This is a genomic window from uncultured Veillonella sp. (assembly GCF_938010505.1).
Classification (GTDB): Bacteria; Bacillota; Negativicutes; order Veillonellales; family Veillonellaceae; genus Veillonella.
Genome location: NZ_CALLVP010000006.1, coordinates 1 through 11751 on the forward strand (window position 1 = coordinate 1; position 11751 = coordinate 11751).

Genomic DNA, 11751 nt, shown 5'->3' on the forward strand with positions numbered 1-11751 from the left:
GAAAGTAGAAATTAATACATCTCTCACGATTCCTGATGAACAGATTATTACAAAATGTATTAATTTTGCTAATATCGTGCTTTCAAAAGAAGATGTAGACGCCATCGATAAATCCTTAGAACAAACGGATAACGAAGAATTACGAGCTGCTTTTAGAAAAGTACAAATTACGGCTCGAAAGCGTGAAATATATTTAGAGCAGCATGGGTATCATCGTTGTAAGCGATGTGGCATGCACATGGAATCTAAAAAGGAAATTTGTCCTACTTGTGAATATGAATTGCATCGGGCTCATATCAAGGATATTAAGGCGGTTATTAGAAAGTATCCGTACTTTAAATATAGCGACTGTCAGCAGTTTATAAAGTGTAGTTTTCCAGACTTTGCAGAAGCGATGCGGGAATCCATATACTTTTACCTAGATAAGATTTATAAAGGATCTATTAATCGCCGTCATATGTTTATGGTGGCCATGCTCATCACCCATAAAAAGCCTGATGAGTTGACGGATCAGCACGTCATCAATTTGTGTAATAAATATCGATCAAAGTTCCTAGCAGAAGAGGAACAGCGAAAAATTGATTCATTAAATGGGACATTAGAAAAGTAGAGGAGGCATTCCTATGTACGTTCATATTGGAGATACCGTTTCCGTACCTATCGAATCCATTATAACTATGGTGCATGCCAAGGGTGGAAAGTCCCATAAAAGTCCTATTCATCATTATGAAACGCTAGAATATATCGCCATGGTACCAGAGGAGCAAATCAAGACGTATGTGGTCACTGATGATTGTGTTTATGGATCTGGTATCAGTATTAAGACTTTAATGAGGCGGATTGATGAGTTTTATAGTATAATAAGAAGATAAAGTTTAATCCTGTACATGTTTTGTCACTTTATTTCAATCAAGTACAGTATGATAGATTGTTAGGAGGAGTTTGTTTCATGCCTGAACAAAATTATGGCGCTCAGAATATTCAAGTTCTTGAGGGTCTAGACGCGGTGCGTAAACGCCCAGGGATGTATATTGGTAGTACGTCTGCTCGTGGTTTGCATCACCTCGTATACGAAGTTGTAGATAACTCTGTAGACGAAGCGCTTGCTGGTTACGCTACACATATCGAAGTATCCATCAATCCAGATAACAGTGTTACCGTTGTCGATGATGGTCGTGGTATTCCAACAGGAATGCATGAATCTGGTATGTCTGCGGTAGAGCTAGTATTAACGAAATTGCATGCAGGTGGTAAATTCGGCGGTGGCGGCTACAAGGTATCTGGTGGTCTTCACGGTGTAGGTATTTCCGTAGTCAATGCGTTGAGTGAATGGACTAAGGTTCAAGTAGCCCAAAACAATATCATTCAAGAAATTACCTTTGCTCGTGGTCATAAGACTTCCGAGTTGCACGAAATCGGCAAGGCTGAAGGTACTGGCACTACAGTTATTTTCAAGCCAGATGCTGAGATCTTTGAAACTATTGTATTCAGCTTTGATACCTTGAAAATGCGTTTACAAGAATTGGCATTCCTTAACAAAGGTCTTCGCATTACATTGAGCGATTTGCGCTTAGAGGAACCTCGTGTTGAAAGCTTCCACTATGAAGGTGGTTTGAGCTCTTTCATTACATTCTTGAACGAAAATAAAGAAGCAGTTAACCCAACTGTTATCAATATTGAAAATACAAAAGATGACGTAGTTGTAGACGTAGCATTGCAGTATAACGATAGCTATAGTGAAAACTTGTTGTCCTTCGTAAATAATATCAACACTATTGATGGTGGTACTCATCTATCTGGTTTCCGTGCTGCCTTGACTCGTACCCTCAATGATTACGGCCGTAAATCTGGTTTGATCAAGGAAAATGAGTCTAATCTTTCCGGTGAGGACGTACGTGAAGGTTTGACAGCTGTTGTATCTGTGAAAGTTTTGGAACCTCAATTTGAAGGCCAAACAAAAACTAAACTGGGCAATAGCGAAGTTAAAGGTATTACCGACGTTATCGTGTCTGATGGTCTTAAAACATTCTTTGAAGAACATCCACAAGATGCGAAGAAAATTATCGAAAAAGCAACGATGGCAAGCCGTGCTCGAGAGGCCGCTCGTAAAGCCCGCGACCTAACTCGCCGTAAAAATGCGTTGGAAGTATCTAGCCTTCCTGGTAAATTGGCGGACTGCTCCGAAAAAGATACATCTATGACTGAAATTTATCTAGTCGAAGGTGATTCTGCGGGCGGTTCTGCTAAACAAGGTCGTGACCGTCGTTACCAAGCAATTTTGCCATTGCGTGGTAAGATTCTTAACGTAGAAAAGGCACGCCTTGATAAGATTTTGGCTAATAACGAAATTCGCTCCATGATTACCGCTTTTGGTACTGGAATTGGGGAAGAATTCGATATTACAAAATCCCGTTATAACAAGATTATCATCATGACAGATGCGGACGTTGACGGCGCTCACATTCGTACATTGTTATTAACATTCTTCTACCGTTATATGAAACCATTGGTAGAGGAAGGCCATATCTATATTGCCCAACCACCTTTGTACCAAATCAAGAAGGGCAAGTCTCACTGGTATGTATACTCTGATGCAGAGTTGACTGCTAAACTTGATGAAGTAGGCCGCGATGGCACTACAATTCAACGTTATAAAGGTTTAGGTGAAATGAATCCTGAACAATTATGGGAAACTACAATGAACCCTGAAAATCGTACGATTTTACAAGTTAGTTTAGAAGATTCCATCGAAGCTGATAAAATCTTTACGGTCCTCATGGGGGATAAGGTAGAGCCTCGTCGTAAATTTATTGAAGATAACGCAAAATACGTGCGTAATTTAGATTTGTAAGAGGTGACCCATGTCTGATAATCATAATAATAACGTAGAGTTTACGTCTAACAAAGATCAACACCTAAAACGTTCCCTAAAGGCGCGTCATATGAATATGATCGCTTTGGGTGGTGCTATCGGTACAGGTTTATTCGTTGCTGGTGGTGAAGTCGTAAGTACAGCTGGCCCTGGTGGTGCTCTTGTAGCTTACGGTCTCATTGGTATCATGGTTTATTTCCTTATGACATCTCTTGGGGAAATGGCCACATATTTACCAATTCCAGGTTCCTTCGGGACTTATGCAAAACGTTATGTAGATCCTGCCTTTGGGTTTGCCTTAGGTTGGAACTACTGGTTTAACTGGGCTATTACTTTGGCTGCTGAAGTATTAGCAGGGGCGCTTATCATGAAATATTGGTTTCCTGATGTGCCTGCCATTGTATGGTCTGCTCTGTTTTTGCTCATTTTATTCGGTTTGAACTATTTATCTACTCGTTCCTTTGGTGAAAGTGAATATGTGTTCTCTAGCATCAAGGTGATTACCGTATTCGTATTCCTATTCTGTGGCTTTATGCTTATCTTTGGCATAGGTGGCACATCTCCAGGATTTGCGAACTGGACCGTAGGAGAAGCTCCATTTGTAGGTGGTTGGGAATCTATTCTCGCTATCTTTATGGTGGCAGGATTCTCCTTCCAAGGTACTGAACTTATCGGCGTAGCCGCTGGTGAAGCGGAAGACCCTGAAAAGAACGTGCCAAAAGCGATTAATACAATCTTCTGGCGTATTCTATTGTTCTATATCGGTGCTTTCACGGTTATCGGTTTCTTGATTCCGTACACAGATCCAAATTTGTTGAACTCTAGTGTAGAGAACGTATCTATTTCTCCATTTACACTCGTATTTGACCGCTTTGGTTTTGCCTTTGCTGCTAGCTTTATCAATGCTATTATCTTAACGGCTGTATTGAGTGCTGGTAACTCTGGTTTGTACTCTTCTACGCGTATGCTGTATGCACTCGCTAAGGAAGGTCAAGCACCTCAAATTTTTGCTAAGTTAAATAAACGCGGCGTTCCAGTGCCTGCGTTAATCTTAACGACAGCAATCGGTTTATTTGCATTCCTTACAAGCTTTATTGGCGAAGGTACAGCTTATACATGGATTGTTAATATCTCTGGTTTATGCGGTTTCATCGCATGGGTTGGTATCGCAGTATCTCATTATCGTTTCCGCCGCGCTTTCATTGCTCAAGGAAGAGATCTTAGTGAATTGCCATACAAAGCGTGGTTATTCCCAGTTGGCCCAATCTTGGCGTTCATTCTTTGCGTCATCATCATTGCTGGTCAAAACTACTCCGCTTTCACAGGCGACACAATCGACTGGTACGGCGTATCCGTTGCGTACATTGGCTTGCCAATCTTCTTCGCAGTTTACCTTGGTTACAAATATCTCAACAAAACTAAACTTGTGCCGTTGAAAGAAGTTAACCTTGATCGTGACTTCGATAGATAATGGTTGATTCAATCAATAGTTAATTAATAAGACATAATAAAATCCTACTTAATCTATTCTTTCCTGTGAAAGTATGGTTAAGTAGGATTTTTATTATTTATGAATAGTATTAGAATTTTTTATAGTTATATTGTATGATATATATGATAATTGTTTTTATATAAAGAGGAGCGACTTATGATTATTACAACAACTATGCATGTAGAAAACAGACCTGTACAAGAGTACAAAGGTGTTGTATTTGGTGAAGTAGTAGAAGGTCGTAATTTCGTAAAAGACTTTATGTCTGGCATTCGCGACATCGTTGGTGGTCGTAGTGCTAGTTATGAAGATTCTTTGATGAAAGCTCGCCAAGCAGCTCTTGATGAAATGGCTAAACGTGCTAAAGATCTTGGTGCTAATGGTGTTATTGGCGTATCCTTTGAATATAATACATTGGGTCAAAATGGCGGCATGCTCATGATTACATGTACAGGCACTGCTGTAGTACTTTAATACCAAATAAAAAACGACAAATCAAATAAGACAAACTAAATAAATAAACAAAATAAAACAAAATCCCTTAATCGATGTTAAAGCGTAAAACTTTTACAAAGATTAGGGGATTTTTACTAAGGAAATGAAGTTACTAGTTAATGTTAGATTTTATGACGTTACGTAAATAGTAGTTATTTCGTTAGGAAAATATTAAATATTTCATTAGGTTAATATTAGTTATTTTACCTTATACCAGCTCGCGTACATGACTGGCAATACGATGAGTGTGAGTACCGTTGCCACGAGTAAGCCGCCACTAAAGGCGATGGCAAGTGGGCTCCAGAATACAGAGCCCATGAGCGGAATCATACCTAAAATCGCTGCGATAGCGGTGAGCATGATAGGGCGGAAACGAAGTGTAGCGGAGTTGATAATCGCTTCACGAGGTTCTTGGCCTTCTGCTTTGTGGATTTCGATTTGGTCTAACAAGATAATGGAGTTACGGATGATCATACCCGAGAGGGCGATAATTCCTAGAATGGCCATAAAGCCTAACGGCGTTCTCGTAATATTCAGTGCCAATACGACACCAATGAGACCAAGTGGAGCTGTGAGTAAAGCCATTACCATGAGAGCGATACGCTTCAATTGGAACATGAGGATTGTCATGATTACAAAGAGCATAATCGGCATTGGTAGTAATAGTTTTTGGACCGCAGTTACGCTCTTTTCAGCGGCGCCGTCTAGTTCAATGGTATACCCAGCAGGTAAAGAGTTACGAACGTCTTGTAAGGATTGATATACTTCTTTAGTTTTAGCATTGCCTAAAACGCCTGCTTTTACATTGGCATGAACACTGATGGTAGGCATCATGTTGCGATGCCAGATGATACCATCCTCTTGAGTCATAGAAATCGTTGCAATTTGGTTAAGTGGTACGTAGGATCCGTTTCCTGTTTGAATCGGTAAGGAAGAAAGAGCACTTAAATTGTGCTGTTCATTGCCACCTAAACGGAATGTAACAGGAATAGTTTGGTTACCCTCGTAGTATTCACCAGCTTTTGTACCAGATAATAGACTTTGTAAGTGCAAGGAAACAGCGTAACTATCGACACCGAGTAGGCGTGCCTTGTTCGGATCGATGTGAATATTGGCTACAGGTTCTGTATCTGGCCAGTCAAAGGCGATATTTTGTAAGTCTTTATCGTCTTGCATTTTTGCTTTTACTTGGTTGGCAATTTCTTTTACCACTTTTTGATCAGGACCAGCTACGCGGAGCATAACTGGATATTTAGATGGAGGCCCAATTTGTACAAATTGCGCATTTACAAGGGCTGATGGGAATTGTTCATTTAAATAAGATGTTAATTCATCATATAGTTTGTCTCGATTCTCTAAGGATTTTGTAACGATCACATATTGTAAGAAATTGTTTCGTTGCAATTCAGGTTCCAAGGTGAGAACGAAACGAGGAGAACCTTCTCCAATACTGGATGTAAAAGTTGAAATCCGTTCGTCACCTTGTAAATGTTCGTCGATGAGTTTTGCTTGGTTAGCGGTGTACTCGATAGACGAGCTTTGAGGAAACTGCATGGATATAATGATTTCATTACGCGTTGATGATGGGAAAAATTCCTGTTTAATCAATGGTAGTGAAAGTAGAGATAACACAAATGCACCTAAGGTGGCTAGTAATACTATCTTGTGGTGACCTAGAGCCCAATGTAATAGTTTTTCAAACTTTTCATAGAAGGTCACGTTCATTTTGTGCATGATATGGTCTCGTTTAGTCCATTCCGATTCGGGTTTTGGAGCCTTGTTTTCGATGATTTTATAACCGAGAACAGGGCTGACGAGAACAGAGGCAAACCAAGATAGGATGAGTGCCATAAATACAACAATGGATAGAGATTTTGTAAATTCTGCTACCATCCCTTGCGCTAGTGCTAATGGCAATAAGCCTGCACAGGTAATGAGTGTACCAGATAGCATAGGGAATGCTGTAGATTGGTAAGCAAAGGTAGCCGATCTAAAGTGGCCCCAACCTTCTTCGAGCTTAACGCTCATCATTTCTACAACGATGATGGCATCGTCTACGAGGAGGCCTAGTGATAAGATGAGGGCACCAAGACTAACCTTGTGTAAGTAAATGCCGCTTTCATACATTAAGATAAAGGTAGTAGACACAACCACTGGAATGGTGAGAGCTACAACGATACCTGTTCGTAAGCCAAGAGATGCAAAGCTTACAAGCAATACGATGGCGATGGCTTCAAATAAGGATTGAGAGAAATCGCCGATAGATTCCTTAACGATGTGAGGCTGATTCGATACTTGATTGAGTTCAAGGCCTGCAGGAATGGTTTTCTTTAATTCTGCGAGTTTTTTGTCGATGGCTTCGCCGAATTCGATATTATTGCCCCCTGCATCCATAGAAATGGCGATACCAATGGCTGGTTTGCCTTCAAAGTAGAACTGTGGATTGCTAGGGTCTTGATATGTCATGGTTACATCAGCTATATCGCCGAGGCGCAGCGTTTGATTGTTGATGCGAAGTGGCATATCTCGCACTGCTTGGGGACTATCGAATAGACCATTTACGCGGAGGTATACATTGTTCGTATCCGTCGTTACTACACCAGCTGGGACCATCATACTTTGTTGTTTGAGGGCCGTTAATATCTGTTGAGTACTTATTTTATAGGATGCTAATTTATCCTTATCAATCGTTACATCTAAAGTTTGTTTTTGTACGCCAATGAGGCTGATTTTCTTAACATTTGGAACAGATAAGAGCTGACGTTTTAAGTCCTCTGCTTGTTGCCGTTTTTCTTCGTACGAATATTCATCACCGCTGATGGCATAAATAATGCCATATACGTCGTCAAACCTATCGTTGATCATCGGCCCTTGAACGCCTTGGGGTAGTGATTTCCATTCGTCGTTGATCATATTCCGCGCTTCTTCCCAGGCGGGACGGATTTTATCGGATGGTAAATCTTCTTTCAGATTAATATAAATAATCGATTTGCTGCCGTCTGTAAAAGATTTTGTGTAATCTATGCCAGGAAGGTCGCGTAATTTTTCTTCTAGTTTGTCCGTTACCTGATCCGACATTTCTTGAGGGGAAGCCCCTGGCCAAGCAACACCGACCACCATGGTGCGCATCGTAAAGTCTGGATCTTCCATGCGTCCCATATGGGTGAATGAAAAGATACCGAAGGTGAGGAGCACAGCCATGAAGTAGTAGATAATGGACTTGTGTTTGAGAGCCCATTCGGCTAAGTTAAACTGTTTCATTGACTAACCGCCGTCCCTTCTTGTAACTGTTGGGTACCTGCGGTGATAACAATGTCACCCTTAGCTAAGCCAGATGTGACCATAACTGAATTTTGACCAAAATCACCAGTCTTGATAGGAACGAGGTGAGCCTTCTTATCGCGGATGATATAGACTGCATTATTGCCGTTTGAGTCTTTTACCAAAGCCGTCAATGGAATCGTAATATTGCTAGTATCTGTTGTTGTGAGATTAGCATTTGCAGTCATTCCTAGTTGGACTTCCTTAGGCGGATTTTGTAAAGCGATTTTTACCGCATACGTTCTTGCCACAGGATCAGGAACTGGTGAAATTTCACGAACCACACCTTGGACGGTCACATCTGGTAAGGCCCAAAATGTAATGTTAGAAGGGCTACCTACATGAATTTTAATCAATTCTTGTTCAGGCAAAGCGATAACCGCTTCTGGTTCATGGCCAGCCGCCAGGGTACCAATGCTTTGACCAGCCGCTACGACTTGACCTGCTTCAAGATTGAGAGCCGTAATAATGCCCGTATCTGGGGCTATTAAATTGGTATAGCTATTTTGATTACTGCTTAAATTGAGACCTGCTTCCGCTTGTTGTAGCTGAGCAGAGGCCGCATTCAATTGGTTCTCCGCTTGCTCTAACTGCAACTTACTGATTGCTTGTTGAGCATAAAGTTCGCGGTATCGTTTAGCATTGGTTTCTGCCAATTCATAGGCTGATTGAGCTGCTTTTACGGCACCTTCTGCATTTTGCACCTGTGATTCCGTATCAGAACCATTGATTTGAGCAATCACTTGCCCTGCTTGAACCGTATCACCAACATTGACGAATTTGTTGAGCACGCGCCCTCCAATTTGAAAGGCTAAATTTGTTTCCGTTTTATTATGGATGGTGCCTGAGTATCCAGCACTCGTAGTGCCTGATTCTTCACCAATAGTGATGGTGCGCACCTTAAGGCTTGTATCCTCAGGTGGTTTTTCTGATCCACAACCACTTATGACGGCAGTCCCTATTAAGAGGGCCCCTATGGTCGCTATGACTCGTTGATTCATAGAATCTCTCCTTTTGCTACCACATACAGTCCTATGACACAGAACCACACATAGATAGCATTCATAGGACTCTATATTTACATTAGAAAACTCTAATTATATATTTTATACAATTTAATGATACTATATTTATATCGATAATTCTAGTCTTTATGCGGAAAATAAAAGAATTATATACTTTTTTAACATAATTGGTGGTATTTTTTAAAAGTAATCGCTATATTTTGATAATATATGTATCACTTAATTTATGAACATAAATTGGTAGTAAAAAAGTGAGTCCTCCAGTGATTGAACTGTATCCCAAAAATTATGTCCAATTTTAGGGTACAGCTCATAGTAAGAGAACTCACTTCTTTAGCTTTTGTCTATTTATATTTTTCTTCTTCTTGTTCTACGATAGGTTCTTCATAGGTTACAAGGATTTTATCGATACGAGTATGGTCCATATCGATGACTTCAAAGGTATAGCCATCCCATTTTGCCTTGTCTAGTTCTTTTGGAATACGACCGAAAAGAACATTTAAGAGACCGCCCATAGTTTTATATAAGTCGTCTTCTTCGCCTGGTAATTCTTGATCGATGTGGAAGAATTCTTTAAATTCATCTACGTTGAGTAGGCCATCTACGAGCCATGCCCCATCGCGTTCGATGATCTTGTTTTCCTCTTCCTTGATTTCTTCTTCACCGGAAGGCATGAGGCCTACGATTTCTTCCATGATGTCATGCAAGGTTACAAGGCCAGTAAAACCACCATATTCATCGAGGATAATAGCTTCGTGAACGCCTTCAGAACGAAGAACGTTCAATAATTTCATGAGCGGAATGGATTCAGGAACGAGAACAGGTTCTTTCAAACAAGTTTTGATAATGTCTTGAATGGAACTTTCACTAGGACGTTGCATAATTTGAACTAATACGTCGGATACGGTAACGAGGCCATTTAGTTCGTCTAAAGAGTCGGTGCCCACAGGAATGCGGTAATGATTGGCATTCTTGAGGACTTCCATAATTTCGTCTTCGGTGCCGTTTAGGTCAATCCATTTGAGCTGTGTACGAGGCGTCATAACGTCGCCAGCGTTCATGTCTGCGAGATGGAAGATATTCTCTACGAGGATTGGCTCTTCCTCTTCGTAAGCACCCATGGCAACGCCTTCGGTCAGCATTTTATTGATTTCAGACTCTGTAACGGGAGCTTCTTCTTTTACAGTAACGCCTAGTATTTTTAAGAGGAATTCTGTGGAAATGCCGAGGAAGCTAACGATTGGTTTTAATGCTACAGATAGCCAATAAATTGGTTTTGCTACCACAACGGCGATGCTTTCAGGACTATTTAAGGCCAAGCGTTTTGGCACGAGCTCGCCGATAACGAGGGATAAATAGGTGATGATCGCAACGATAATAAAAGAGCTCACAGAGGCTGCGTATGGTTCGATGCTTGGAATATTAGTAACTAAAATTTCTTCTAATGGACCAGAGAAGGTAGCACCAGAATACAAACCGGTTAAAACGCCGACAAGAGTGATGCCGATTTGAATGGTAGAGAACATTTCATTTGGATTCTCCGATAATTCAAAGGCCTTTTTCGCGCGTTCATTGCCTGCTTCAGCTAACTCTTCAAGTTTACGTTTTTTCGCATTCACGATGGCTAACTCCGTCATGGAGAACAAACCATTTGCGATGATTAATACGATGATAATTATAAAATCTAAGGTCAGATCACTGTCCATGTAAGTAGATACTCCTTTTTAATGAGATACAATTCTGCACATGAGAATAATAGAAATATTATTATTAGTATACCATATTGGCATTAATAAGTATTTCATATAACAAAAGCACCCGATATGGGTGCTTTTGTTATATACTATTAACTAGCACAGAAAAAGGAGGGTTGCCGTCCTCCTTTTCCTTTTGCATGCATTAAATTCTACAAAAATATTTATTTCCTTTGTTATCTATTATGATACATGATTGATTTAATTTGTAAATAATACTCTAACAAGGGTATAGTATGTATAGAAATAAGATTAGTATTAATTATTAGTTCATATAATTTGGGCTTCATATAGGATTACATAGATGGTAACAGAGCAAGAATGGGAAAGTTTACTAAATATAAAGACTGCTGGTCGCGATGATAGCCGATCTGATACGGAGCATCATCCGTACGAGCCAACGGATTATTGCGTCTTGGAACGTTTGGCGAATAGTGGCTATATTCGCAAGAAACATACCCTCATCGACTATGGCAGTGGCAAGGGTCGTGTTAGCATTTTTATGGCCTACCAAACGGGCTGTCATTCTATCGGCATCGAATATGATGAACGATTATACGAAAAGGCTTTGCTCAATGGTGAAAGCCCAGCAGCGCGTAATCGTGTGTCTTTTGTCCTCGGTGATGCGGCTCTCTACGAGTTACCGGATCAGGCGGATCGATGCTTTTTCTTTAATCCCTTTGCCCTTCATACGATTAAGCGGGTATTAGGAAATGTATTTGATTCGCTATACCATCATCCTCGGGAGATTAAGTTATTTTTCTATTATGTTAATGAAGAGGTGGAGAACTT

9 protein-coding genes are annotated in these 11751 nt (G+C 40.5%); 6 read left to right on the forward strand and 3 right to left on the reverse strand.

Features of this window, described 5'->3' with window-relative positions; all coding sequences use genetic code 11:
- The 5 genes from Q0507_RS00260 to Q0507_RS00280 form a co-directional block, all read left to right on the forward strand.
- Positions 1-610 (forward strand): DUF721 domain-containing protein (locus Q0507_RS00260; protein WP_298710680.1); only part of this gene is annotated, 610 nt, incomplete at its 5' end.
- Between the two features lie 13 nt (positions 611-623).
- Positions 624-872 carry a DUF370 domain-containing protein gene (locus Q0507_RS00265; RefSeq protein WP_298710683.1) on the forward strand — a complete coding sequence of 83 codons (249 nt, stop codon included), beginning with the start codon at positions 624-626 and terminating at the stop codon, positions 870-872.
- A gap of 77 nt (positions 873-949) precedes the next feature.
- Complete coding sequence (gene gyrB / locus Q0507_RS00270; protein WP_298710685.1) at positions 950-2851, forward strand: DNA topoisomerase (ATP-hydrolyzing) subunit B; 1902 nt, start codon at positions 950-952, stop codon at positions 2849-2851.
- A gap of 10 nt (positions 2852-2861) precedes the next feature.
- Positions 2862-4343: an amino acid permease gene (locus Q0507_RS00275; protein ID WP_298710688.1), complete on the forward strand. Its 1482-nt coding sequence runs from the start codon at positions 2862-2864 to the stop codon at positions 4341-4343.
- Positions 4344-4520: 177 nt separating this feature from the next.
- Positions 4521-4838 carry a YbjQ family protein gene (locus Q0507_RS00280; RefSeq protein WP_295816959.1) on the forward strand — a complete coding sequence of 106 codons (318 nt, stop codon included), beginning with the start codon at positions 4521-4523 and terminating at the stop codon, positions 4836-4838.
- 219 nt (positions 4839-5057) lie between these two features.
- Here Q0507_RS00280 and Q0507_RS00285 read toward each other — a convergent pair whose 3' ends face one another.
- The 3 genes from Q0507_RS00285 to Q0507_RS00295 form a co-directional block, all read right to left on the reverse strand.
- Positions 5058-8120 carry an efflux RND transporter permease subunit gene (locus Q0507_RS00285; protein ID WP_298710691.1) on the reverse strand — a complete coding sequence of 1021 codons (3063 nt, stop codon included), beginning with the start codon at positions 8118-8120 and terminating at the stop codon, positions 5058-5060.
- Positions 8117-9181: an efflux RND transporter periplasmic adaptor subunit gene (locus Q0507_RS00290; protein WP_298710694.1), complete on the reverse strand. Its 1065-nt coding sequence runs from the start codon at positions 9179-9181 to the stop codon at positions 8117-8119. Before Q0507_RS00290 ends, Q0507_RS00285 begins: the two co-directional genes overlap by 4 nt.
- 368 nt (positions 9182-9549) lie before the next feature.
- Positions 9550-10911, reverse strand: a complete 1362-nt coding sequence (locus Q0507_RS00295; protein ID WP_298710697.1) for a hemolysin family protein — start codon at positions 10909-10911, stop codon at positions 9550-9552.
- Positions 10912-11263: 352 nt separating this feature from the next.
- Here Q0507_RS00295 and Q0507_RS00300 point away from each other — a divergent pair.
- Positions 11264-11751 (forward strand): cyclopropane-fatty-acyl-phospholipid synthase family protein (locus Q0507_RS00300; protein ID WP_298710699.1); only part of this gene is annotated, 488 nt, incomplete at its 3' end.